Genomic DNA, 23,813 nt, shown 5'->3' with positions numbered 1-23,813 from the left:
GGATCAGGTTAAGCGGCTTGCGCGCATACATCATGCAGAGTTAGAGTTTTTCATGCGAAGTTGGATAAATCCTGACGCTGCGGCGCAGCAACTGGATGTGCTGCTGTTCGATGCCTTCTCGGCCCATTGCCTGGCCAATACGGTGGAGCCTCTGCGCGCCGCCAACACATTCGCCGGGCGGCAGGTCTATGCTTGGCGGTTCCTGACTCTCGACGGCGGTCCGGCAGTTTCATCATCGGGGATGGAAGTGCGGGCGCATGGACGGCTGGCAGATTGTAGCGGCGACCTGCTGATTGCCATGCCGTCCTACGATTTCCTGCGCCATGCTACGGTTGCCACCGCCCGCGCGCTGAAGTCTGCCGCCCTGCGGTACAAGGCTTTGGCCGGCTTCGATACCGGCGCCTGGCTGCTGGCGCAGGCCGGTCTTCTGGAGGCGCGGCGCGCGACCATTCACTGGGAAGAGCTCAGCCGTTTCACCGAGGCCTTCCCGGACGTGCAGGCGGAACGCGCACGGCAAGTCTGGGACGGCAACCGCATCACTTGCACCGGCGCTCTGGCGGCCTTTGACACCATGATGGAACTGATCGGGGATCAGCATGGTGCCGCACTTCGGCTGGAGGTGGCCACGCTGTTCATGGCGCCCGAGGCAACAGAAACTCAGGACCCGATCCTTGTGCGCGGCAAATCCGTGGCCCGCGCAGTTGCGGTGATGCAGGCCAATCTGGAGATGCCTTTGCCGATTGCTGCCGTGGCCAGAAAGGCAGGCCGCAGCCAAAAGGATCTAGAGGCGCGAATGAAGGCCGAACTGGGGGCGACACCGCAGGCGGTCTACCGGCGGCTAAGGCTGATACACGCCAGAAAGCTTGTGTTAGAAACTGTATTGAGCGTCTCGGAAATTGCCTTGCGCTGCGGCTATGACGACCCTAGCGCGCTTACACGGGCCTTCAAGGCTGAGTTCGGAACCACCCCGCGTGCCTTGCGCAACAGTAGCTAGGCCGGCGTGACGGCCATCCACTGGTTCAGCCTCCAAAGCCCCCAGGCCAACGGAATCGCCGCCAGACCGCCGATCACATAGGCCAGCGGCTCATCGGCAAAGGATTCAAACATCTGCGTGTAGGCATGGATGGCGGCAAAAGTCAGCGCTGCATTGAACAGCCCGCGCTGGTGGCGCCGCGCCGCCCAGAAGATCACCGCCGCCAGAATTGCTGCCCAAAGCACTGAATAGACGCCCTCGGAAATGACAAGCGCACTTTCCCGAAAAATCCTGCGTGCTTCTATATAAGCTTCCCAATTGTCATACCCGTATCTGTGATCTCCCGGCCCCCAGACGGTTTCGCCCACCACATCGCCCCACAGCGAGCCAACCAGGGCACAGAGGTTCGCGACCACAAACCCCAGGATCGCCAGAACACGCAAATGCCGCGCGTCACGCTCAGCCAGCCGCGCTGCGCCGGAGACGCACAGCAGAATCAGCAGGACCATCTGCAAGATTGTCAGGGTCGTTTCCGGCGAATAGAAAACATAGGCCGCGTGAAAATAGCCGGTGCCGGTTTCCAGCATCTGGGCAAAAGGCGCAATCGCCAGCGCAGTGACAAAGCGCACATCCACCTGCCAGCCAGCCAGACCAAGTGCCAGAGCGTAATAGAGCAGCACGAAGTTTCGGGCCGGCGAGCCTATTTCATACTGCTGCAGCAGCAGTTCGATCCCGGCCAGATGCATCGCAAGCCCCATCAGCAGGATCATCCCCAATACAAATCCAGTGGACCAGGCCCCGTTCCGCCAGCGCCAAACGCAGATCACTGCCACCAATGCGCCGGCAGGCAGCATCACCCAGCCGGCAAAGTCCTCGTATTTGTCTGCAAGCTCGATACCGGCGCCGCCCATCAGCATCCCGGCGCCGATCAGAGTGGCGGAATTTCCGAACATCCGCAGCATCTCCTTGCCGCGCGCCAGCACCGCCAAACCGCCGCCCAGCATAAGTATACCGGTGACAGCTACGGCTAGCGGATCTGCCAGCCAGAAGATGAACCCCGCCGTGGCCGCGATGATGCCGAAACACAGAATCGCATTGACTGCCAGCGACACCATCACCTCGCGCGAGCGGGCCTCGATTTCGCGGGCCTGATCCGGTGTCAGAATGCCCTCCTCAACCAAGGCATTCGTTTCGGCGATAGCGTGCATCAGCGGTCCTTCGCAAATTTGCTGCGGTTCGGCCCAGCATGGACCGGAGGCCGCCCCAGCGGAAGGGGAGGATTTCCCGCCGCTTACCCCTTGAGCCTGCTTGGCACCCAGGCATAACCGTTTTCACACATGATATACGCCTCCCGCAGACCGTGCGGCTTATCCGCGGGCTGCTGAAGTATAGTATGGCCCAAGGCCTCTGTCCGAGCCGCAGTTTTATCCGGGTCGCTGTCATACCGCCGGATCTCCACCCCGGCGCTGCGCGGCGGGTTTTCCGGCAAAAGAGCCAGCAGTGGATTTTCGGCATAGGTGCCGTCGCTGTGCAGTTGAAACACCTGTCCGCCGTAGGTCACGATGGCAAAATCCTTACTCACCTGATACCCTTTCATTGAAAAGACAGTCTCTAAAAAGGCAATTTCAGCCGGAACATCCCGCACCAGCAGGTTCAGCCCGATCCCGCGCAGGGAGCGTCCGAAACTGTCTGCATCTGCGTTCTCATAGTCCATAGCCCAATGTTTCCCGGAATCTGCAGGTCCGGCAATGCCAAAAGCGCCGGGCTTCGGCACCTTTGCATCTGAAAAGATGAAGGTTTGGTGGCAATTGCCCCAAGCCCCTTGCCTTCCCGGCTGCAATCAGAACAATTGGATCATGTCAGAGCAGAATTTCCCTAGCTGGCCCGAGACCGCCCCGAAACTGATCAATGTTGCCGCAGGACGTATGCCTGCCGATACGGTGATCCGTCAGGGCATCTGGGCCAATGTGCACACCCGCGAGCTGCTGCCGGACCATGATATTGCCATCGTGGCCGGCCGTTTCGCTTACGTCGGGCCGGATGCTACATATTGCATCGGCCCCGAAACACAGATCATCGAGGCCAAGGGCCGTTACATGATCCCAGGCCTGTGCGATGCGCACATGCATATTGAATCCGGCATGCTGACGCCGGCGGAATTTGCCCGCGCAGTGATCCCGCATGGCACCACTAGCATGTTCACCGACCCGCATGAGATCGCCAACGTGCTGGGGCTGGACGGCGTGCGCTATATGCATGACGAGGCGCTGATGCAGCCCGTCAATATCTTCACCCAAATGCCCTCCTGCGCGCCCTCTGCGCCAGGCTTGGAAACCACAGGGCATGAGATTTCGCCCGAAGACGTGGAAGAGGCGATGAACTGGCCCGGCATCATAGGGCTGGGCGAAATGATGAACTTCCCCGGCGTCGCGGGTGCCGACCCCAAGATGCTGGCTGAAATTGCCGCCACCCAGCGCGCGGGCAAAACCGTTGGCGGCCATTATGCCTCCCCTGATCTCGGCCCTGACTTCGCCGCCTATGTGGCTGGCGGACCGGCGGATGACCATGAGGGCACCTGCGAGGCCGACGCCGTCGCCCGTGTCCGCCAGGGGATGCGGTCGATGATGCGGCTGGGCTCTGCCTGGTACGACGTCGAAAGCCAGATTACCGCTGTGACGGAAAAGGGTCTCGATCCGCGCAATTTCATACTTTGCACAGACGACTGCCACTCCGGTACCCTTGTCAATGACGGCCATATGAACCGGGTGGTGCGCCACGCCATTGCCTGCGGCTGCGATCCCGTCATCGCACTGCAGATGGCCACTATCAACACCGCCACCCATTTCGGGCTGGAGCGCGAAATCGGTTCAATCACACCTGGCCGCCGCGCCGATCTGATCCTGACTTCCAGCCTTGCCGAACTGCCCATCGAAGTAGTGGTCGCGCGCGGCCGGATCGTTGCGGAATCTGGCACTATTAAGGTCGAATGCCCGCATTACAACTGGCCTGCCAGCGCCCGTGGCACCGTACGTCTGGGTCACGAACTTACGGCAAAAGACTTTGAACTTGCCGCCCCCGAAGGCGCCAATACGGTCACCGCCAATGTGATCGGCGTGGTGGAAAACCAGGCTCCAACCAAGGCGCTGCAGGCGGAACTTCCGGTGCGCAACGGACTGGTCGAAGGCACTGGCGACATCTGCCAGATCGCGCTGGTCGAGCGCCACCGCGCCACCGGCGGCGTCACCAACGCCTTTGTCTCGGGCTTTGGCTACACCGGCAGAATGGCAATGGCCTCAACCGTGGCGCATGACAGCCACCATATGATCGTGGCCGGCACCGACCGTGAACAGATGGCGCTGGCGGCCAACCGATTGGCCCAAGTGGGCGGCGGCATTACCCTTTACAAGGACGGCAACGAACTGGCCCTGGTGGAGCTGCCGATTGCCGGCCTGATGTCCGACAGCCCGGCAACCGAAGTGGCTGCCAAGGCGCAGATCATGATGGAGGCGATGGCGGCCTGTGGCTGCAGCCTGAACAACGCCTATATGCAGCACTCGTTGCTGGCCCTGGTGGTGATCCCGGAGCTCAGGATTTCCGACCTTGGTCTAGTCGACGTGCGCACTTTCCAGAAAATCCCGGTGATCGAGCCTGTTCAATGATAACAACAAAACACCCTGGCCACCCGCCAACCGAAACATTCAACGACGCAACCGAAGCGGTTGACCGGTTGGAGTTGCTGTACAATCAGGCCACCGGTTTCATCTGTGATGAATTCACCAGGGCGACGGCCGACGGGGCGCCGGACAATCAGCGCATCCGCGCCTACTACCCGGAAATCCGCATCACCACCTCTTCCTTTGCGCAGGTGGACAGCCGGCTCAGCTTTGGCCATGTGTCCGCCCCTGGCACCTACGCGACCACAGTGACCCGGCCGGACCTGTTCCGCAATTACCTGATCCAGCAGATCACCCTGCTCATTCGCAACCACGGCCAGCCGGTGACAATCGATGTCTCCGACACTCCGATCCCAGTGCATTTTGCAGTCGCCTCGCGCCCAGAGTTGACAGTGCCGCAGGACGGTGCTGCCGGGTTCACCCTGCGCGACGTCTTTGACGTGCCGGATCTCTCCACCACCAATGATGACATCGTCAACGGCACCTACCAGCCCGCCAACGGCACTGGCCCGCTGGCGTTGTTCACCGCTCAGCGCATTGATTACTCTCTGGCCCGGCTCAGCCATTACACCGCCACCAGCGCCGAGCATTTCCAGAACCACGTGCTATTCACCAACTACCAATTCTATGTCGCCGAATTTGAAGCCTACGCCCGCTCCCAGCTGGCGGATCCGGGCACTGGCTACACCAGCTTTGTCAGTACCGGCGATCACGAGATCACCGACCACACCACCCCCATTCCCGCCGTGGGCAAGTTGCCGCAGATGCCGACCTACCACCTGAAAAGGCCGGACGGCGGCGGCATCACCCTGGTCAATATCGGCGTCGGCCCCTCAAACGCGAAAACCGCAACCGACCACATCGCGGTCCTGCGGCCGCATGCCTGGCTGATGGTGGGCCATTGCGCTGGCCTTCGGAACACCCAGGCACTGGGTGACTTTGTCCTGGCGCATGGGTATCTGCGCGAAGACCATGTGCTGGATGACGACCTGCCGGTCTGGACACCAATTCCGGCACTAGCGGAAATCCAGGTCGCACTCGAGGAAGCCGTGGCCGAAATCACAGAGTACGAAGGTTTTGACCTCAAACGGATCATGCGCACCGGAACCGTCGCCACCATCGACAACCGCAACTGGGAATTGCGCGACCAGTCCGGCCCGGTACAGCGCCTGTCCCAATCCCGCGCCGTTGCGCTGGATATGGAAAGCGCGACCATCGCCGCCAACGGCTACCGCTTCCGGGTGCCTTATGGCACGCTTCTGTGCGTCTCCGACAAACCGCTGCATGGGGAGCTCAAGCTGCCGGGCATGGCCTCGGACTTTTACCGGACACAGGTTGCACGGCATCTGCAAATCGGCATAAGAGCGATGGAGCGCCTGCGCGGAATGCCTCTGGAGCGGTTACACAGCCGGAAATTGCGCTCGTTCGATGAAACGGCCTTTCTCTAAGGCGATTTTTGCAGTTTTCCTAGAAAAAAAGCCTGTTTTCGCCTGCCCGGCGCCCACAATAAGTTGTGTTATCATACAACATAACGATAATATCCGGCGATGAGGCCCCAGAGTTCGGGCAGTTTAAGGAGACGAAGAATGTCCAAACCGATGACCAAAACCCAGCTTGTTGCCGCTCTGGCGGAAGAAATGGGTAGCGACAAAAAAGTCGCAGGTTCCGCCCTGGAAGCGGTCTGCTCGCTGATCACCCGCGAAGTGTCGGGCGGCGGTGCCGTGACCCTGCCGGGCGTCGGCAAGATCTACTGCCGCGAGCGTCCCGAGCGCGAAGTGCGCAACCCGGCCACCGGCGAGAAGTTTACCAAAGAAGCTGACAAAGTGGTGAAAATGACCATCGCAAAGGCGCTGAAAGACAGTGTGAACGGCTGATACCAGCTAACAGCCAGACGGTTCCAGGGCTGCCCTTCGCGGGCGGCCCTTTTCTTTTGCCCGGGTGTTTTCCGGCTGCGGGAAAGCTTCGCCCGCGGTGGCAGCGTTGCTGCTTGCCAACACCGCTCTTCAAGCGCACCCTGCCGTCACGCCGGAGGAGGGCTGCCGCATGACTGACGTGAACCTGACGCTGATCCTTGGCGCGGCGTTTTTGGGCGCCGCCACCCCTGGCCCCGCCACGCTCACCATTGCAGGCACCGCGATGCAGCATGGCCGCAAACCGGGGCTGGCACTGGCCGCAGGAGTTTGCTCCGGCTCGTTGATCTGGTCTGTTTCGGCCGCTTTCGGCCTTGGTGCAGTGATGCTGGCCAATGCCTGGCTATTTGAAGCCGTCCGGTACATCGGGGCCGGATACCTGATGTATCTCGCGGTTCGGTCAGCCCGCTCAGCCCTGTCTCCTAAAACTCCAGTACTGCGCACAGCACCAACACCTGCCTTGCGCGTCGCTTATGCCAAGGGGCTGGCGCTGCACCTGACCAACCCCAAGGCGGCGCTATTTTTCGGCGCCCTGTATGCCATTGTTCTGCCGCCCGGCAGCCCGCTGTCGGAGCTGCTGACCGTCATGGGCGCTATTGCAGTTCAAAGCGCGCTGATCTTCCATGGGTACGCACTGTTGTTCTCCAGCGCCGCAGCCGCCCGGATGTATCTGCGCCTGCGCCGCGGATTCGAGGCGGTCTTTGCCGCCGCCTTTGCCACCGCCAGCTGGCAGATTTTTGCGGCCAGGCTGAACTGACATGCCTTGACCCTCTGGCACAATGTCCGGAAAGTCCGCAGCAACAGAGAGGAAATCACGATGGATGGACGCGCCATTGCCATGGGGTTGGCTTTTGCCCTGATGTGGTCTTCGGCCTTCACGTCAGCACGGATCATCGTGCAGGATGCCTCACCGCTGTTCTCGCTTGCCGTCCGGTTCCTGATTTCCGGCCTGATCGGCGTCGCCATTGCCCGTGCCATCGGTCAAAACTGGCGGCTGACGCCGGGCCAGTGGCGCGCCACAGTGATCTTCGGCATCTGCCAGAACGCCCTATATTTGGGCCTGAACTTCGTTGCCATGCAGTGGATCGAGGCCTCGCTGGCCGCGATCATCGCCTCCACCATGCCGTTGCTGGTCGCGCTGGCGGGCTGGGCGTTGTTCGGTGAACGTCTGCGCCCGCTAGGTTATGCCGGGCTGGCGGCAGGCATCCTCGGCGTGGCAATGATCATGGGCACCCGTCTTAGTGCCGGCGTCGACATGTTCGGGGTATTCCTCTGCGTGATAGGCGTACTGGCGCTGACCGCGGCGACGCTTGCCCTGCGCGGCGCCACGTCAGGTGGCAACTTCATGATGGTGGTGGGGCTGCAGATGCTAATCGGCTCCGCCATCCTATTTGCGGCCGCCCCGTTGACCGAGGAGATTTTTGTTCGCCCCACCCTGCGGCTGACGCTGGCCTTTGCATATACCACAGTGGTGCCGGGCCTGATGGCCACCCTTATCTGGGTGATGCTGCTAAACCGCATCGGCGCGGTGCAGGCCGCCACCTTCCACTTCCTCAACCCGGTTTTTGGTGTCGCCGTGGCCAGTGTATTGCTGGGTGAAAAACTCGGTCCGATGGATGTGCTGGGCGTGGCCATTGTCACTGTTGGTATTCTCGCTGTTCAGCTTGCCCGCCAGCCCGCCGCGCCGCCAACGGACCTGTCCCGCGTGGCAAAACCGGGCTGACGCCGGTTTATGCCGGTTGGGCCCGGCACGCCGGACGGCGCGCGGACCGTTGCAACGGTCCGCGCTTCCGCTTTACTCTGATCCACAGAGACCCAGCAGGAGGACGCGGCATGAGCGCGCAATTGACCAAAGTGCTTGCGGCCATCGACGCCGCCAACACCCAGGATCCCAACCAGGAAGACGGGCAGCCCGCCGCACTGCTTTACGGCCAACGTATGAGCGAACAGCAGCTGCGCCTGTTCCCCGATGCGCCTGACGCACTGCAGATCGCCGCCCGCGGCCAGCATGTGGAACGCTGGAAGCTGCAACGCAGCAGCTTCCCTGAAGGCCGCGCCGGCTATCTCGCCTGGCGCAAGGCCGAAGCTGAACACCATGTTCGGGTGGTCACAGACCTGATGCAGGAGGCAGGCTATGGCCCAGACGATACAGACGCCGCCGCCAGGATGCTGCGCAAGGAAGGCATTAAGCGCGACGATCAGGTGCAGGCACTGGAGGACATCATTTGCTTTGTCTTCCTGAAGTGGTATTTTGCCCCCTTCGCCGCCAAACACCCGGCGGACAAGGTGCAGCGCATCGTCGAGAAAACCGCCCGCAAAATGTCGCCGGCGGCCCGCGCCCGGGTGCTGACAGAGTTCGACCTGTCCGGAGATCTGGCCGGCGCCTTCGCCACCTGACCAGCCCCCCCCGGCACACGGCTTTGCGAGCCGCCTGAAACAGGGCTTTGCATTTGCACCCGCACACCCCATGTTCTGCAGCAACGCGAACAGGCGGGAGGACACCATGACCAAATACACCAAGACGCCGGACGCCATTGCCGCCCTTTCGGAGGAAGCATATTATGTGACCCAGAATGCGGGCACCGAGCGTCCCGGTACCGGCAAGCTGCTGCACAACAAGGCGCCGGGCATTTATGTGGACATCGTATCGGGCGAACCGCTGTTTGCCTCCTCGGACAAATACGAGAGCGGCTGCGGCTGGCCCAGCTTCACCAAACCTATTGAGACCGCGCATGTGCAGGAGCTGGAGGACCGCACCCTCGGCATGATCCGCACCGAAGTCCGCTCCACCCATGGCGACAGCCACCTCGGCCATGTCTTCCCCGACGGTCCGATGAACCGCGGCGGCCTGCGCTACTGCATCAACTCGGCGTCGCTGCGCTTTGTCCACCTGGACGATATGGAAGCAGAGGGCTATGGCGCCTACATCAATCAAGTGGAGGCCGGAAAATGAGCACAACTGAACGCGCCGTCCTGGCAGGCGGCTGTTTCTGGGGCATGCAGGAACTGATCCGCAAGCGTCCCGGCATCATCAGCACCCGCGTCGGTTATACTGGCGGCGATGTCCCCAACGCCACTTACAAGAACCACGGTACCCACGCCGAAGGCATCGAGATCATCTTCGACCCTGCCGTCACGTCATACCGGGAGATACTGGAGTTCTTTTTCCAGATCCACGACCCGACCACGCTGAACCGTCAAGGCAATGATCTGGGCGCCAGCTACCGCTCGGCGATCTATTATACGGATGAGGTCCAAAAGGCTGTGGCCGAGGACACGATAGCCGATGTCGATGCCTCCGGTATCTGGCCCGGCAAGGTTGTCACCGAATTGGAATCCCAGAGCGATTTCTGGGAAGCCGAGCCCGAGCACCAGGACTACCTGCAGCGGCTGCCGGGCGGTTATACCTGCCATTTCGCGCGCCCCGATTGGGTGCTGCCTAAACGGGGCGCTGCTGCGGAATAGAGCCAAACATAGGCACTTTCATCCCCCGCCCGTACCGGCGGGGCTTTTCTTGCGCGGCATCTGTCCCGGTCAACGCCGTCTTTCCGGTCAAAAGTATCCCCGCCGGAGGCAGCGGATTTTCCTGCAAAACCCGCTTCACTCTAACCGCCTTCAACCGTGCGCCACCCGCGGGCGCCCGCTGGCTTCTACTGTCAGCGTGCCTTCGACAAACACCTCCCGCGCCTCCACCTGCGCCGTGCGTATATCACGCTCCACATGCACATGGATATCTTTCGCGCCGGCCTCTTCCGCCGCGCCGCGCGCCTCCGCGGCAAGGGCCGCCTCCAACGCATTCAGCGCCTCGCCGGATGCTTGATAATCCACCGGCCCGCTTTCGAGATGGACGCGGAATTTGCCCTCAGCGGGGACGGTCACGGTTCCGCTGCGCCGCATAGTGATCCTGCCGACTACGGCGCCAATCGCATTGGCGACCCCTGCATGCTCGGGCAGGATCATGTTGCAGTGCAACCGCTCGCCCACCGCGGGGTAGTAACTGTGCGCAGAGGCGCCAAGCCCCACCACATCCACATTCACCGATGCTTGCATCGCAACCAACCCGCGGTGACCCGCCAGCGCGCGCTGCATCAACACATGCCGCGCCAACTCGTTTTCTGGCAGGCCGAAACTCTCGGTTTCTTCAGAAAAAGCAGACTCTAACAGGGTCAGAGCGGTTTGTTCGGTCAGCTGATCGATGATCATCTGCGCCAGCCCCGCGGCATCCTTTGCCACCATGTCGCCGCTGCCCACCCGGCGGCGAGCGAAAACCGTCAGCGCCTTCTCCGCCGCTTCCCGATCCCAGGCATCAGCCCGGCCCAGAACGTGGCTGGCATCTGACGGCGTCACCCCCGACACCTGCACCAGCCCGCGATCCACCAGCCGGTTCAGCGAGCCATGCTCCATCCGGGTGCGCAAGATTTGCCCCAGAGGATGCACATGCATCCCGATCCGCGCCAGCAGTCCCGCCTCCCGCTCGCTGAGGCCCGCGACCGGCACGCCCGGCACCGCGCGAACAAATCGCCCGTCATGCTCGCCGATGGTACTGGCACGCAATTGCGCGTCCAGCGCTGCATGCACCACTTCCGGCGCCTCCGAGGCGATCAGCGAGACCGGAACCACGCGGCGCGGGCCAAGCGTCAAACCGCCCGCGAGGCCGCTGGTGGTCAGATGCACCTGGCTGTCACCGCCAAGGCCTGTGGTGCGCATCGCCACCGCCTCTACCATGGTGCGGAACGCGCCGACCCGCGCGCCTGCCGGATCAATCGCCGGCTTGCCATCCTTGATCAGCGCCACATCGGTGGTGGTGCCGCCAATGTCGCTGACCAGCGCATGCTCAACACCTGTCATCCAACGCGCGCCCACGATCGATGCCGCGGGCCCCGACAGGATCGTTTCAATCGGCCGCTCCCGAGCCTGTTCGCCGCTCATCAGCGCCCCATCACCGCGCACCACCATCATCGGGGCCTCGATGCCCAGATCCCGCAGCGTGTCCTGCGCCCGGCCGATCAGCCGGTCGATCATCCCGATCAGCCGCGCATTCAGCACCGCTGTCACCGCCCGCTTGGGGCCATTCAGCTTGGCCGACAACTGGTGCGAACAGGTCACCGGCGCACCAGTCATTTCCTGGATAATACGTGCGGCCTCAATCTCATGCGCCGGGTTGCGGGTGGCAAAAACACCAGCCACCGCAAACCCCGTCACCCCCGGCCCTTCGGTTTGCAAGAACGCTTCCAGGGCCCCAGCATCCAGCGGTGCCGCCTCACTGCCCGCATAGGTGTGACCGCCCGCCAGCACCAGCGCCGGGTCGCCCTTCAGGGCATCCTTCAGACCGTGCCGGTCCAGGTCGTTTTCGGAAAACCCAATATAGATCAGTGCCACCCGGCCGCCCTGGCCCTCAACCAGCGCATTGGTGGCCAGCGTGGTGGAGAGTGCGGCCAGCGATACCTGCTCCGGCGCCACACCGGATTGGTTCAGCACCGCGCGGATCGCGCCGCCCACGCCGATTGCCAGATCCTGGCGCGTTGTCAGCGACTTGGCGGTGGCGATCACCTCCTTTTCGTCGCGGACCAGCACCGCATCTGTATAGGTTCCGCCTGTATCCACACCCAGCAAAAGCGCCATGCCTGGTCCTTTCCGCTTCTGTTCGCCGGAACGGGTCTAACGCCTATTTGCGCCGCGTCCATCCTGTTTGCGTCACGAAAGCCTTTGAACCGCCCAAGCCGCCGCATCTGCCACCGCTGCATCCGGATCCTGCGTCAGGCCCCGCGCCGCCTTTCGCAGTTCCGGCAAGCCGGAATTTCCAATCGCATACAAGACATTGCGTACAAACCGGTCGCGCCCGATCCGCTTGATAGGAGAACCAGCAAACTTCGCCCGGAACTCCGCATCATCCAAGGCGGCCAGTTCCGCTAGTTTCGGCGCCCGAAGCTCGTCCCGCGCAGCATAACGCATGTCGCTTGCTGCAACGGCAAACTTGTTCCAGGGGCAGGCCGCCAGACAGTCATCGCAGCCATAGATCCGGTTGCCCAGCTTGGCGCGCAGTTCTTCCTCTACCGGCCCTTTGTGCTCAATGGTGAGATAGGAAATGCAGCGCCGCGCATCAACCTGGTAAGGCGCCGGAAAGGCATCCGTCGGACAGCTGTCCAGACAAGCCCGGCACGACCCGCAACGGTCCGGCTCAGCCGCATCCGCAGGCAGTTTCAACGTGGTAAAAACAGACCCTAAAAAGGCCCAGTTGCCCCAGTCCCGACTTACCAGATTGCTGTGTTTGCCCTGCCAGCCCAGGCCCGCCGCCATGCCCAGCGCTTTTTCCGGAACCGGCGCGGTGTCCACAAACACCTTCACCTCACAAGGCTCGGCGGCCTCTGAAATCAGCCAGCGCGCCAGCCGCTTCAGCCGTTTCTTGACCAGATCGTGATAGTCTTTGTTGCGAGCGTAGACCGAAACTGCGCCCCGGTCCGATTGCCCCACAACCGCCATCGGGTCCTCTTCCGGCGTATAGCTTTCCGCCAGCATGATCACCGAACGCGCTTCGGGCCACAGCTGCGCCGGATCGCCGCGCCATGCGGTCCGTTCTGCCATCCAGCCCATCTGCCCGTGATATCCAGCGTCCAGAAACGCCTGCAGCCGCGCAGGAACCTGCGGCACATTCCACGGGCGGCATATTCTGCAAGAGACAAACCCCTCCGCCAGCGCCTGGGACACCAGCCGTTCTTTCAACGCAGCACTCATCTTCTTTCTGGTCCCAAATACTCCGGGGTGAATTGGGCCAAAGGCCCAAGAGGGGCAGCGCCCCTGTTAAGTCCTATCAGAAATCCAAGTCGGTGTAATGCGGCGGCGGCCGGAACCCGGGCACCTGATCCGCCAGGATCGAACGGAATGCCGGCCGCGACTTGATCTTGGCGTACCAGTCCTTGACCACTGCCGAGCGGTTCCAATCCACATCCGAGATATAATCCAGCGACGATAGATGCGCCGCGGCGGCAAAATCCGCCAGCGTCATCATGTCCCCCGCCAGCCAGCGCCGGTGGTCCAGCAACCAGGCCATGTAATCCAGGTGGTACTTAATCGCCTTGGCGCCGGCCTTCACATTGCGGCTGTCAGGATAGCCTTCGCCGGTGATTTTCTTGTTCACCCGCTCATACAGCAGCTTCGAGGTCACCTCGCTGTGGAACTTGTCATCAAACCAGCTGACCAGCCGGCGCATTTCATAGCGGCCCTCCGCATCGCGGGGCATCAAGCCTGGCTCAGGCCGGGTTTCTTCCAGATATTCGCAGATCGCCGCGCTTTCGGCCATCATCTTGCCATCCAGCCGGATCACCGGAATCTTTGCCGCCGGGTTGCGGCGCAGGAAATCAGCATCTTGCTCCCAATAGCGCTCCTCGACCAGTTCCACCTCGATTTTCTTTTCCGCCAGTGACAGCCGCACCTTGCGGCAAAACGGGGACAGGGGAACGTGATAAAGGCGCGCCATGGCTACAGAGGGTCTCCAAAAAATTACAGTGGATGGACCAGCAATGCCTTGGCCAGCAGAAAGATTCAATCCTCGAAACAGGCGGCCCGGCCATCTGCGCGAATGGTGGCCGCCCCATCGGCAATCTGTGCGGCACGGCGCTGGACAAATCTGCTGGGGCGGCGGGCGGAGCGGTCCTTGGGATCGGGCAGCACAGCGGCGATCAACGCCGCCTGCCGCGCGCTGAGCTCGTTGGGGCCGACTCCGAAATACTTGCGCGCCGCAGCCTCGGCGCCAAATACTCCCTCATCCATTTCGGCCACGTTCAAATAAACCTCAAGAATGCGCTTCTTGCTCCAGACCGCCTCGACCGCCGGGGTCAGCAGCGTCTCCAGCACTTTGCGTGGCCAGCTGCGGCCCTGCCACAGGAACACATTCTTGACCACTTGCTGCGAAATGGTCGAACCGCCGCGGGTGCCGCCCGCCTCAATCGCTGCCTGGATAGCGCGGGCATCAAAACCCCAGTGGCGGCAGAACTGCGCATCCTCGGCGGCCACCACCGAACGCGTCAGCACCGGGGCGATTTCCTCAAGCGGAACCCACATCCGGTCGACCTCACCCAAACGGCGCTGCTCAGCCCAGATGGTATGGGTGACCGGCGGATTCACCACCGAAAACAGCAGGATAAGGAAAAGGAACACCGCCGCCACGGCCAGAAGCGCCCGCAATAGCCAGCGCCGAAGCCAGCGCAGGGGCTGAACTTTCAGCTTTGCCGCCTTCTTACTGCTCTTGGCTCTCTTATTTTTTGCAACAGCCTTTGCCATGCCCCTCTATAGGCCAGCATGCCCCTGGTAACCAACCGCCAAAAAGCAAACCCCGCAAGCATTCGCCTGCGGGGTCTGTATTCAAGTCTTTAGATCGGCTTACTCTGCCGGAACAGCCGCCTGTTCCTGCATCACAGGATGCGCGAGTTTGTCGAGCATCTCCTTCGGGCAAACCTGCAGGAAATTAGCCTTCTCGATGTCCCAGTGCTGGAGGATCTCTGCGGCCTTCTGGCTTCCGGTTTCCTCCAAGTGGCGGGCGATCAGGGTTTTCAGCTCCGCTTCCCAATGCGCCATGGTCAACCGGCAGGTGACCAGAGATTCCATGTTCATCATGGTCTGCGCCTTGCCGTCGGGATCATAAAGATACGCCATTCCGCCGGTCATGCCCGCGCCGAAATTGGCGCCGATCGACCCCAAAATCACCGCCACACCCCCGGTCATGTACTCACAGCCGCAGGCACCACAGCCTTCGATTACAACCGAGGCACCCGAGTTGCGCACGCCGAACCGCTCACCTGCACGGCCTGCCGCGAAAAGGTAACCGTCCGTCGCACCGTACAGAACAGTATTGCCAATGATGGTGTTCTCAGACGCTTTCAGCGGGCTCACCTGCGGCGGACGCACCACAATGGTGCCGCCTGACAGGCCCTTGCCGACATAGTCATTCGCATCGCCCGACACTTCCAGCTTCAACCCCGGTGCTGCAAAAGCGCCCAGCGACTGCCCGGCAGACCCTTGCAGCTTCACCGTCAGGTGATCCGGCTGGAACGAGTTCCGCATACCGAAGTTGCGCACGATATGGCTGGAGGTGCGGGTGCCCACAGTGCGATGGGTGTTCTGCACCGCATAAGACAGCTGCATCTTCTCGCCGTCCTGCAAAAAGCGGGCGGCATCGCGCACGATCTCCGCATCCAGCGTGTCCGGCACCGCATTGCGGTCCTTGTCACGGTTATAGACGATGCTGGCAGAGCCATCGACGGTGATTAGCAGCGGGTTCAGATCCAGATCATCCAGATGCGCCGATCCGCGCGACACCTGCGTCAGCAAGTCGGCGCGGCCGATCACCTCGTCCAGCGAGCGCGCACCGATGGCGGCAAGGATCTCCCGCACTTCCTGCGCATAGAAAGTGATCAAGTTCACCACTTTATCCGCATTTCCGGTGAACTTGCCGCGCAGCGCTTCGTCCTGGGTGCAGACGCCAACCGGGCAGGTGTTGGACTGGCACTGGCGCACCATGATGCAGCCCATAGCGATTAGCGCCGCGGTGCCAATGCCGTATTCCTCGGCGCCCAGCATTGCGGCCATGACAATATCGCGGCCGGTGCGCAGGCCGCCGTCGGTGCGCAAGGTCACCCGCTCGCGCAGGTTGTTCATCGCAAGCACCTGATGCGCTTCCGTCAGGCCCATCTCCCACGGCAGGCCCGCATATTTGATCGAGGTCGCAGGCGACGCCCCGGTGCCGCCATTGTGGCCCGAAATCAGGATCACGTCGGCTTTTGCCTTGGCCACGCCGGCCGCAATGGTACCAACGCCGGAAGACGCCACCAGCTTGACCGTCACCTTGCAGCGCGGGTTGATCTGCTTCAGGTCATAGATCAGCTGGGCCAGATCCTCGATCGAGTAGATATCGTGATGCGGCGGCGGCGAGATCAGGGTGACACCCTTGGTCGAGTGGCGCAGGCGGGCAATCAGGTCGGTGACCTTCATGCCCGGCAGCTGGCCGCCCTCACCGGGCTTGGCGCCCTGCGCCACCTTGATTTCCAGCTCTTCGCACTGGTTGAGGTATTCGGCGGTGACGCCAAACCGGCCCGAGGCCACCTGCTTGATCTTCGCCGACGGGTTATCGCCGTTCGGTTCCGGCACGAAATGCGCTGGATCTTCGCCGCCCTCGCCCGAGTCCGACTTGGCGCCGATGCGGTTCATCGCCACATTCAGCGTCTTGTGCGCCTCGGGGCTCAGCGCGCCCAAGGACATGCCCGGGGTCACAAACCGCTTGCGGATGGAGGTGATCGATTCCACTTCCTCAATCGGCACAGCGTTGCCCATTGGCTTGATCTGCAACAGGTCGCGCAGGTGGATCGGCGGGTTCGACTGCATCTTGGCTGAATACTGCTTCCACAGCTCGTAAGACGCGCGGTTGCAGGCCATCTGCATCATATGCATCGAGGTCGCTTCCCAGGCGTGGGTCTCGCCCGATTTGCGCGCCTTGTAGAAACCGCCGATCGGAAGGATCCCTTCCTGCGTCTTCCAGGCCTTGGCGTGGATCTCCTCCGCCTTGGTCTGGATACCGGTCACACCAATGCCGGAAATGCGGCTGGTCATGCCCGGAAAATACTCGGCACACATGGCGCGAGACAGGCCCACGGCCTCAAAGTTCAGTCCACCGCGATAGGAGGACACAACCGAGATCCCCATTTTGGCCATGATCTTCAACAGACCCTGGTCGATAGCCTCGCGGTAGCGGGCGACATTTTCGGTAAGACTTCCGTCCAGCAGCCCGCGATCAATGCGGTCGGCCAGCGAATCCTCGGCCAGGTAGGCGTTCACCACGGTGGCGCCGCAGCCGATCAGCACTGCAAAGTAATGCGGATCGACGCACTCGGCGGAGCGCACGTTCAGCGAACAGAAGGTCCGCAACCCTTTTCGGGTCAGATGCGAATGCACGGCGGAGGTCGCCAGAATCATCGGCATCGCCACCTTGCCCGCATCCGAGTACTGATCGGTCAGCACGATGTGGCCCGCACCTGAGCGCACCGCCTCCTCAGCCTCTCCCCGGATCCGCTCCAGCGCTGCACTCAGCGATCCGCGGCCCGGAGCAAAGCTGCAATCGATCTCGGCCAACGGCGCGTTGAACTGCTGCACCAGCATGTCCCACTGGGCATTGCCCACAAAGGGGCTTTCCAGCACGATGATCTCGGTCTGCGAGCTGTCCTCGTCCAGAACGTTCTTCAGGTTACCGAACCGGGTCTTCAGCGACATCACCCGGTATTCACGCAGTGAGTCGATCGGCGGGTTGGTCACCTGGCTGAAGTTCTGGCGGAAGAAATGGCTCAACGGGCGGTACATCTTGGAGAGCACCGCAGAAGGCGTGTCGTCGCCCATCGAAGCAAGCGATTCCTTGCCGTCCTCGGCCATCGGCGCCAGGATCTGCTCCAGTTCCTCAATGGTATACCCTGCAGCAACCTGACGGCGGCGCAGCTCTTCACCGGTAAACAGCGGCTGCTCGGACGCGCTGGCCAGGGTGGTGTCCAGATCGTTGATCCGCTTGACCCAATCGCCAAACGGCAACGCCCGGGACAGTTTGTCTTTGATCTGCTGGTCGTTGAACAGTTTGCCCTTCTGCATGTCGACTGCCAGCATCTGACCCGGCCCCAAGGCGCCCTTTTCAATCACGGAAGCCTCGTCAATCGGCACCATGCCGGCCTCGGAACCCGCAATCACCAGCCCGTCGCCGGTCACCACATAGCGCATCGGACGCAGACCATTTCGGTCCAGGCCCGCGCAGACCCAGCGGCCGTCGGTCATCGCCAGCGCCGCGGGGCCGTCCCAGGGTTCCATCACCGAGTTGCAGTAGGAATACATGTCACGCCAGGCCTGCGGCAGCTCCACTGCCTGCTTGGACCAGCTTTCCGGCACCAGCATGGTCTTCGCCATCGGCGCAGAACGGCCCGCGCGCACCAGTACCTCAAACACGCCGTCCAGTGCCGCCGAGTCCGATGCACCGCCCGGCACGATCGGCTTGATGTCCTCGGCATGGTCGCCAAAAGTCGCCGACGCCATGCGGATCTCATGGCTCTTCATCCAGTTCAGATTGCCCTTCAGCGTGTTGATCTCACCGTTGTGGGCCAGCATGCGGAACGGCTGCGCCAGCCACCACTGCGGGAAGGTGTTGGTGGAATACCGCTGGTGATAGATCGCAAAGGCGCTTTCGAACCGCGCGTCCATCAGGTCCGGATAGAACACTGCAACCTGCTCGGCCAGCATCATCCCTTTGTAAATAATCGAGCGGCAGCTGAGCGATGCAATATAAAGGCCCGAGATCGCCGCGGCATTAGCCGCCTTCTCGATCCGGCGGCGGATCACATACAGTTCACGCTCGAATGTTTCCTCATCCACGCCTTTGGCGTTGGAAATCAGGATCTGCTCGATCTCCGGGCGGGTCGCATTGGCCTTCTCACCCAGGCAGGCCACATCCACCGGCACATGGCGCCAGCCATAGATCGAATACCCCATACGCAGAACTTCGGTTTCCACGATGGTCCGGCAACGTTCCTGCGCACCAAAGTCCGTGCGCGGCAGGAACACCTGTCCCACGGCCATCAGCTCATCCTGGCGCGGCTCGTGGCCGGTGCGGCGGATCTGGTCATAGAAGAACGGAACCGGGATCTGCACATGGATGCCCGCGCCGTCGCCGGTCTTGCCGTCCGCATCGACCGCGCCGCGATGCCAGATCGCCTTCAGCGCATCAATGCCGGCCTCAACCACCTTGCGGCTTTTCTTGCCGTCAACCGAGACCACCAGGCCCACGCCGCAGGAAGAATGCTCTTCCTCCTCGGAATACAGGCCGTTTTCAGCCATCCACTTGCGCTTGGCTTCCTCGGCGCGCACCCAATCGGCATCATATTTGGTCATTGGCTGGTTCCTTCTACGGAGGGGGCAAACATCTCGATCACGTCGGCGCCGGTCAGTTTCCGGCTTTTGCTGTCGAAGGCGTAGCCCGCTGGCTTCTTGTCGATGTAAAGTTCCAGGCGCAACTCATTGCCGCCTGCGTTTTCAAACAGGCCAGCCGACATCTGCGTCTGGCCCTTATGTTCTCCTGCGGTCATCCTGTACCACAGCGCCGATCCGCATTTGCCGCAGAACGCACGCTCGGCCCAGCCGGAGGATTCATATGTATGCACCGGCCCCAGCGCCGCATAGCCGCTGGCCGCCTGAAAGCTCAGGTAAGGACCGCTGGCCCAGCGCTGGCACATCTCGCAATGGCAGGCGGAAATGGACTCGCGCGCCGGGGTGGCGGTGACGGTCACCGCGCCGCACATGCATTGTCCCTGCAATTCGCTCATGTCCATTGTCCTTCTGCTGGCTGGGTCAGTAGTATTGACCTTGCTGCGGTTCGCTCGCTGCTCCGCCAGTGCACAGGGGGTGCACAGACGGTGTACAGGAGGTGCCGGGTTATTCCGCCGCCACCGCGGCTTTGCTGTTCAGTTTCTCGAGGATCGCTTCAGCGCAGTCGCGGCCGTCCTTGATCGCCCAGACCACCAGCGAAGCGCCGCGCACGATGTCACCCACCGCATAGACGCCGTCCAAATCGGTCGCGCCGGTCTTGAAGGCTGCCTTGACGGTGCCCCAGCGGGTCACCGGCAGCTCCGGCTGGTTCCACAGAACGGGCAGTTCTTCCGGCTCAAAGCCCAGCGCCTTGATGACCAAGTCGGCCTCTTCGACGTAGTCCGCGCCTTCGATCACTTCCGGTGCCTGGCGGCCTGAAGCATCCGGTTGACCCAAGCGCATTTTCTGCACCATCACGCCGGCAACTTTGCCGCCTTCATCGGTAAAGCCCTTGGGCGCTGACAGCCATTCGAAGATCACGCCTTCTTCCTCGGCGTTCTGGGTCTCGCGCTGGGAACCAGGCATATTGGCACGGTCGCGGCGGTACAGGCATTTGACGCTGGTTGCGCCCTGGCGGATCGAGGTCCGCACACAGTCCATTGCAGTATCGCCGCCGCCGATCACCACGACCTTCTTGCCTTCGGCATTCAGGTCACCATTGTCGAATTCGGCAACCTCATCGCCAAAGCTCTTTTTGTTCGACGCGCACAGGAAGTCGATCGCCTTGACGATGCCTTCCGAACCGCTGCCCGGCATCGCCAGATCACGCGATTTATAGACGCCGGTGGCAATAATCACCGCATCATGCTGGGCGCGGATGTCCTCGAACGTGATGTCCTCGCCGACATTGCAGTTCAGCTTGAAGGTAACGCCGCCGTCCGCCAGCAACTTGTTGCGGCGCTCAACCACGTCCTTTTCCAGCTTGAAGCTGGGGATGCCGTACATCAGCAGCCCGCCGGCCCGGTCATAGCGGTCATAAACGGTGACCTGCACGCCCGCCTTGCGCAGCATGTCCGCCGCCGCCAGACCGCCGGGGCCGCCGCCGATGATGCCGACGCTCTCGCTGCGCTCGGCCAAGGGCGCTGCGGGTTTCACCCAGCCGTTGTCCCAGGCGGTGTCGGTGATGTATTTCTCAACCGAACCGATGGTCACGGTGCCATGACCTGACTGCTCGATCACGCAATTGCCTTCGCACAAGCGGTCTTGCGGGCAGATGCGGCCGCAGATCTCGGGAAAGGTATTGGTGGCCTGGCTGGCGGCATAGGCCTCTTCCAAACGGCCGGTCGCAGTCAGGCGGAGCCAGTCCGGGATATTGTTGTGCAGCGGGCAGTGGCTTTGGCAATAAGGCACACCGCACTGGCTGCAGCGGCTGGCCTGCTCCTCGGCCTTGGCAGCTGCGTACTCTGCGTAGATCTCATTGAAGTCTTCCTTGCGTACACTTGCGTCACGCTTTTGAGGCATGTCGCGTTCGATCTGCACGAATTTCAGCATCGGTTGCTTGGCCACGGGCTGGACTCCATCGTTTGTCTGGCTGCGCAGGCACCTTTGCAGGTACGGTTACGCTTTTATGTCAACTTTGCTGACCTATTTTGCCAGCGCTTGATTTCTGATACCCTGTTTTTCAGAAATGTACAGAATTTTTAAGACCGAACCGGACCTTAATATCCGCTTTCCAAACCGGAGCCGGGATTTATACAGAGTCACGACAGTTTACGGCCCGCCCGCGGCCAGTGAGGGATGATTACAGGATGCCGCTTTTCCAACTGGTCCTGGTTGCGCTTATCCAAGGTATTACCGAATTCCTGCCTGTATCCTCCTCCGGCCACCTGATTCTGCTGCCCGGATTGACAGGGCTCAAGGATCAAGGACAGGTGATTGACGTTGCTGTGCATGTCGGCACCCTGGCCGCGGTGCTGATCTTCTTCTGGCGTGATGTGCGTGAAGGCCTTGCGGGTCTGCCCCGCGCCCTGACCGGTCGACTGGACACCCCCGGATCCAAACTTGCCATGGGTCTGATTATCGCCACCATCCCCACTGTCCTGTTCGGCGCGATGCTGCATTTCACCGGCCTCAGCCATTCTTTGCGGTCAATGGCAGTAATCGGCTGGACCATGCTGGGCTTCGGGCTGGTTCTGTATTGGGCCGATCAGAAAGGTGCTCAGATCAAACAATCCAGCGACTGGGGCATCCGCGATGCCCTGATCATGGGTCTTTGGCAGATGCTGGCACTGATCCCCGGTACTTCGCGCTCGGGCATCACCATCACCGGCGCGCGCCAACTGGGCTATACCCGCGAGGACGGCGCCCGCATTGCCATGTTGATGTCGATCCCGACCATCATCGCCTCCGGCGTGCTGCTGGGCACCGAAGCCGCACTGGAAGCCAATACCGCGCTGATGCGGGACGCAGGGATTGCTGCGGCTCTGGCGATGTTGTCGGCGCTGGCCGCACTTAGCCTGATGATGCGGCTGCTGCGCTCAGTCAGTTTCACCCCTTATGTGATCTACCGGGTGATCCTGGGCGCTGTTCTTCTGTCCATCGCCTACGGCAGCTGAGGCTGAAACGAAAAAGCGCGGAGAAATCCCCGCGCATTCACCCCCTTGAACCGGCAAAGTTATCAGGCACCGTTACGCAAATTCCGAGCCGAACTGGTCATCTCGTCGTACTGGCCGGAGGGGCGGAATTTCCACAGGTAATCAGGCAGAACCGACCCTACGGTCACGGGGGTGATACCTAGATCTCCAAATCCCTTGGCGCCCTCCGACACCACATTGTCGGCCTTCAGACTCCGCAACTGGTCGCGTGTCAGCACCTTATTCTCAATCAGCTGGAAGCTGGCCGCCTGCAGCATGTCGAACCCAAAGGCCACCAGCCACGCGGCAGGGCGCGGCAGCGACAAGATCAAGCGGCGGCGGTGGATCACCTGCAGCATCTGCGCCATCAGCGTGTGGAAGCTTTTGACCTCGGGACCGCCAAGTTCGTAGATGCCGCCTTCAGCCAATCCCAGTGCCGCCTTGGCCGCGGCTTTGGCCACATCATCCACAAATACCGGCTGGAAATTGGTGGAGCCCGCCGCAATCGGCAGGATCGGCGATAGCCGGGTCATGCCGGCAAAGCGGTTGAAAAATCCATCCTCGGTTCCAAAGATTACCGAGGGGCGCAGAATCACTGCACCTGGAAAGCTCTGCAGCACCGCGGCTTCTCCCGCGGCTTTGGTCTTGGCATAATCACTGGGCCCATCGGCATCAGCGCCTATCGCCGAGATATGCACCAAGCTGGACACGCCCTGCTGCGAAGCAATGCGCGCGATACGGTCCGCGCCTTCGGAATGGATAGTGCCAAATGTGTTCTTTCCCACTTCATTCAGGACGCCGACACAGTTCACCACCGCATCCGCGCCCTGCATCACCATGGCTACAGACATTTCATCGCGGATGTTGCAGAACACTGGCTCAACCTGGCCCGGAACGCCGTAAGGCTTTACATGTATGGCTTCGTTGGGACGACGCACAGCCACCCGCACGCGCCAGCCTTCCTTGGCCATGCGCCGCGTAATGTAGCGGCCCACGAAACCGGATCCGCCATAGATCGTGACCAGTTTGGACATCATTTGGCTCCTGAACTTAGCTGCCCCTAAGCTCTAGCGCCGCAAGGGACGCCGAACAAGGAGCAAAACGAGAGCTGCGGCCCCATTGGGGTCGAAAACTACAGGAGCCGTTAACAGATTCCCGCGGGTTCGGCAGGTTGGTCAATCCCGCTTGCAACCCTTCATTGCCAGTATGAAGCGATGCAGCAAAAACACCTTTGTTTCTTAACCTGTTCAGGGGCTTGGCTCCAATGATAAGCGAGCAGGACAAAGAACTGATCCGGCAA

Annotated in this window: 20 protein-coding genes; 10 read left to right on the top strand and 10 right to left on the bottom strand. The window is 61.6% G+C overall.

All coding sequences use genetic code 11. The features are described 5' to 3' along the window. Positions 1-52 precede the first annotated feature (52 nt). Positions 53-994 (top strand): GlxA family transcriptional regulator, encoded by a 942-nt coding sequence (locus tag AC0KW6_RS11130; protein ID WP_474034910.1) that lies wholly within the window; start codon positions 53-55, stop codon positions 992-994. Here the strand turns inward: AC0KW6_RS11130 and AC0KW6_RS11125 are convergent. Both AC0KW6_RS11125 and AC0KW6_RS11120 read right to left on the bottom strand, forming a co-directional pair. Then, on the bottom strand, positions 991-2,181 hold the full coding sequence (locus AC0KW6_RS11125; protein ID WP_474034909.1) for a hypothetical protein: 1,191 nt from the start codon (positions 2,179-2,181) through the stop codon (positions 991-993). The two genes, AC0KW6_RS11130 and AC0KW6_RS11125, sit on opposite strands and share 4 nt — an antisense overlap. An 83-nt stretch (positions 2,182-2,264) precedes the next feature. Continuing rightward, positions 2,265-2,687 carry a VOC family protein gene (locus tag AC0KW6_RS11120; RefSeq protein ID WP_474034908.1) on the bottom strand — a complete coding sequence of 141 codons (423 nt, stop codon included), beginning with the start codon at positions 2,685-2,687 and terminating at the stop codon, positions 2,265-2,267. Between the two features lie 142 nt (positions 2,688-2,829). Here AC0KW6_RS11120 and AC0KW6_RS11115 point away from each other — a divergent pair, with 142 nt between their 5' ends. The 8 genes from AC0KW6_RS11115 (at position 2,830) to msrA (ending at position 10,022) form a co-directional block, all read left to right on the top strand. Beyond that, positions 2,830-4,632, top strand: a complete 1,803-nt coding sequence (locus AC0KW6_RS11115) for an adenine deaminase (RefSeq protein ID WP_474034907.1) — start codon at positions 2,830-2,832, stop codon at positions 4,630-4,632. Further along, entirely contained in the window at positions 4,629-6,095 is a 1,467-nt protein-coding gene (locus tag AC0KW6_RS11110; protein WP_474034906.1) for an AMP nucleosidase, read from the top strand. The genes AC0KW6_RS11115 and AC0KW6_RS11110 overlap by 4 nt, the downstream gene beginning before the upstream one ends. A gap of 138 nt (positions 6,096-6,233) precedes the next feature. Then, a complete protein-coding gene (locus tag AC0KW6_RS11105) occupies positions 6,234-6,521 on the top strand; it encodes an HU family DNA-binding protein (RefSeq protein WP_019297532.1) in 288 nt (95 codons plus the stop codon). A 169-nt stretch (positions 6,522-6,690) separates the two neighbouring features. Continuing rightward, positions 6,691-7,314 (top strand): LysE family translocator, encoded by a 624-nt coding sequence (locus AC0KW6_RS11100; RefSeq protein WP_474034905.1) that lies wholly within the window; start codon positions 6,691-6,693, stop codon positions 7,312-7,314. Between the two features lie 60 nt (positions 7,315-7,374). Continuing rightward, positions 7,375-8,280 carry a DMT family transporter gene (locus AC0KW6_RS11095; protein WP_474034904.1) on the top strand — a complete coding sequence of 302 codons (906 nt, stop codon included), beginning with the start codon at positions 7,375-7,377 and terminating at the stop codon, positions 8,278-8,280. 110 nt (positions 8,281-8,390) lie between these two features. Further along, positions 8,391-8,954, top strand: coding sequence for a DUF4202 domain-containing protein (locus AC0KW6_RS11090; protein WP_474034903.1), 564 nt, complete (start codon positions 8,391-8,393; stop codon positions 8,952-8,954). 106 nt (positions 8,955-9,060) lie between these two features. Next, a complete protein-coding gene (gene msrB / locus AC0KW6_RS11085; protein WP_323775665.1) occupies positions 9,061-9,510 on the top strand; it encodes a peptide-methionine (R)-S-oxide reductase MsrB in 450 nt (149 codons plus the stop codon). Beyond that, positions 9,507-10,022, top strand: a complete 516-nt coding sequence (msrA, locus tag AC0KW6_RS11080) for a peptide-methionine (S)-S-oxide reductase MsrA (RefSeq protein ID WP_323775664.1) — start codon at positions 9,507-9,509, stop codon at positions 10,020-10,022. Before msrB ends, msrA begins: the two co-directional genes overlap by 4 nt. A 150-nt stretch (positions 10,023-10,172) precedes the next feature. Here the strand turns inward: msrA and AC0KW6_RS11075 are convergent, their stop codons facing one another. The 7 genes from AC0KW6_RS11075 to AC0KW6_RS11045 all read right to left on the bottom strand — a co-directional run bounded on the left by AC0KW6_RS11075 (position 10,173) and on the right by AC0KW6_RS11045 (position 21,446). Continuing rightward, a complete protein-coding gene (locus tag AC0KW6_RS11075) occupies positions 10,173-12,179 on the bottom strand; it encodes a hydantoinase/oxoprolinase N-terminal domain-containing protein (protein WP_474034902.1) in 2,007 nt (668 codons plus the stop codon). Positions 12,180-12,251: 72 nt separating this feature from the next. Beyond that, the gene (gene queG / locus AC0KW6_RS11070; RefSeq protein WP_323775662.1) at positions 12,252-13,289 is read right to left on the bottom strand and encodes a tRNA epoxyqueuosine(34) reductase QueG; all 1,038 of its coding nucleotides are present in this window, start codon (positions 13,287-13,289) and stop codon (positions 12,252-12,254) included. Positions 13,290-13,365: 76 nt separating this feature from the next. Then, the gene (gene fzlA, locus AC0KW6_RS11065) at positions 13,366-14,031 is read right to left on the bottom strand and encodes an FtsZ-binding protein FzlA (RefSeq protein ID WP_323775661.1); all 666 of its coding nucleotides are present in this window, start codon (positions 14,029-14,031) and stop codon (positions 13,366-13,368) included. A 65-nt stretch (positions 14,032-14,096) separates the two neighbouring features. After that, positions 14,097-14,834, bottom strand: a complete 738-nt coding sequence (gene mtgA / locus AC0KW6_RS11060) for a monofunctional biosynthetic peptidoglycan transglycosylase (protein WP_323775660.1) — start codon at positions 14,832-14,834, stop codon at positions 14,097-14,099. 99 nt (positions 14,835-14,933) lie between these two features. After that, complete coding sequence (gene gltB, locus AC0KW6_RS11055) at positions 14,934-19,466, bottom strand: glutamate synthase large subunit (RefSeq protein ID WP_474034901.1); 4,533 nt, start codon at positions 19,464-19,466, stop codon at positions 14,934-14,936. Next, a complete protein-coding gene (locus AC0KW6_RS11050; RefSeq protein ID WP_323776959.1) occupies positions 19,463-19,897 on the bottom strand; it encodes a GFA family protein in 435 nt (144 codons plus the stop codon). Before AC0KW6_RS11050 ends, gltB begins: the two co-directional genes overlap by 4 nt. Before the next feature lie 109 nt (positions 19,898-20,006). Next, a complete protein-coding gene (locus AC0KW6_RS11045; protein ID WP_474034900.1) occupies positions 20,007-21,446 on the bottom strand; it encodes an NAD(P)-dependent oxidoreductase in 1,440 nt (479 codons plus the stop codon). A gap of 242 nt (positions 21,447-21,688) precedes the next feature. Between AC0KW6_RS11045 and AC0KW6_RS11040 the strand changes: the two genes are divergently transcribed. Then, positions 21,689-22,495, top strand: a complete 807-nt coding sequence (locus AC0KW6_RS11040; protein WP_474034899.1) for an undecaprenyl-diphosphate phosphatase — start codon at positions 21,689-21,691, stop codon at positions 22,493-22,495. 62 nt (positions 22,496-22,557) lie between these two features. Here the strand turns inward: AC0KW6_RS11040 and AC0KW6_RS11035 are convergent, their stop codons facing one another. Then, complete coding sequence (locus AC0KW6_RS11035) at positions 22,558-23,547, bottom strand: complex I NDUFA9 subunit family protein (protein ID WP_474034898.1); 990 nt, start codon at positions 23,545-23,547, stop codon at positions 22,558-22,560. Positions 23,548-23,813 lie beyond the last annotated feature (266 nt).

This window comes from Leisingera sp. SA215 (assembly GCF_055902035.1).
The sequence above is the reverse complement of the archived record's forward strand: the minus strand, read 5'-3'. Positions and strand labels throughout refer to the sequence as shown.

Excerpts from the sequence above, each read along its gene's own strand:
- AC0KW6_RS11130 (WP_474034910.1), top strand. The coding sequence starts at position 53 with ATGCGAAGTTGGATAAATCCTGACGCTGCGGCGCAGCAACTGGATGTG.
- AC0KW6_RS11125 (WP_474034909.1), bottom strand. The coding sequence starts at position 2,181 with ATGCACGCTATCGCCGAAACGAATGCCTTGGTTGAGGAGGGCATTCTG.
- AC0KW6_RS11120 (WP_474034908.1), bottom strand. The coding sequence starts at position 2,687 with ATGGACTATGAGAACGCAGATGCAGACAGTTTCGGACGCTCCCTGCGC.
- AC0KW6_RS11115 (WP_474034907.1), top strand. The coding sequence starts at position 2,830 with ATGTCAGAGCAGAATTTCCCTAGCTGGCCCGAGACCGCCCCGAAACTG.
- AC0KW6_RS11110 (WP_474034906.1), top strand. The coding sequence starts at position 4,629 with ATGATAACAACAAAACACCCTGGCCACCCGCCAACCGAAACATTCAAC.
- AC0KW6_RS11105 (WP_019297532.1), top strand. The coding sequence starts at position 6,234 with ATGTCCAAACCGATGACCAAAACCCAGCTTGTTGCCGCTCTGGCGGAA.
- AC0KW6_RS11100 (WP_474034905.1), top strand. The coding sequence starts at position 6,691 with ATGACTGACGTGAACCTGACGCTGATCCTTGGCGCGGCGTTTTTGGGC.
- AC0KW6_RS11095 (WP_474034904.1), top strand. The coding sequence starts at position 7,375 with ATGGATGGACGCGCCATTGCCATGGGGTTGGCTTTTGCCCTGATGTGG.
- AC0KW6_RS11090 (WP_474034903.1), top strand. The coding sequence starts at position 8,391 with ATGAGCGCGCAATTGACCAAAGTGCTTGCGGCCATCGACGCCGCCAAC.
- msrB (WP_323775665.1), top strand. The coding sequence starts at position 9,061 with ATGACCAAATACACCAAGACGCCGGACGCCATTGCCGCCCTTTCGGAG.
- msrA (WP_323775664.1), top strand. The coding sequence starts at position 9,507 with ATGAGCACAACTGAACGCGCCGTCCTGGCAGGCGGCTGTTTCTGGGGC.
- AC0KW6_RS11075 (WP_474034902.1), bottom strand. The coding sequence starts at position 12,179 with ATGGCGCTTTTGCTGGGTGTGGATACAGGCGGAACCTATACAGATGCG.
- queG (WP_323775662.1), bottom strand. The coding sequence starts at position 13,289 with ATGAGTGCTGCGTTGAAAGAACGGCTGGTGTCCCAGGCGCTGGCGGAG.
- fzlA (WP_323775661.1), bottom strand. The coding sequence starts at position 14,031 with ATGGCGCGCCTTTATCACGTTCCCCTGTCCCCGTTTTGCCGCAAGGTG.
- mtgA (WP_323775660.1), bottom strand. The coding sequence starts at position 14,834 with ATGGCAAAGGCTGTTGCAAAAAATAAGAGAGCCAAGAGCAGTAAGAAG.
- gltB (WP_474034901.1), bottom strand. The coding sequence starts at position 19,466 with ATGACCAAATATGATGCCGATTGGGTGCGCGCCGAGGAAGCCAAGCGC.
- AC0KW6_RS11050 (WP_323776959.1), bottom strand. The coding sequence starts at position 19,897 with ATGAGCGAATTGCAGGGACAATGCATGTGCGGCGCGGTGACCGTCACC.
- AC0KW6_RS11040 (WP_474034899.1), top strand. The coding sequence starts at position 21,689 with ATGCCGCTTTTCCAACTGGTCCTGGTTGCGCTTATCCAAGGTATTACC.
- AC0KW6_RS11035 (WP_474034898.1), bottom strand. The coding sequence starts at position 23,547 with ATGTCCAAACTGGTCACGATCTATGGCGGATCCGGTTTCGTGGGCCGC.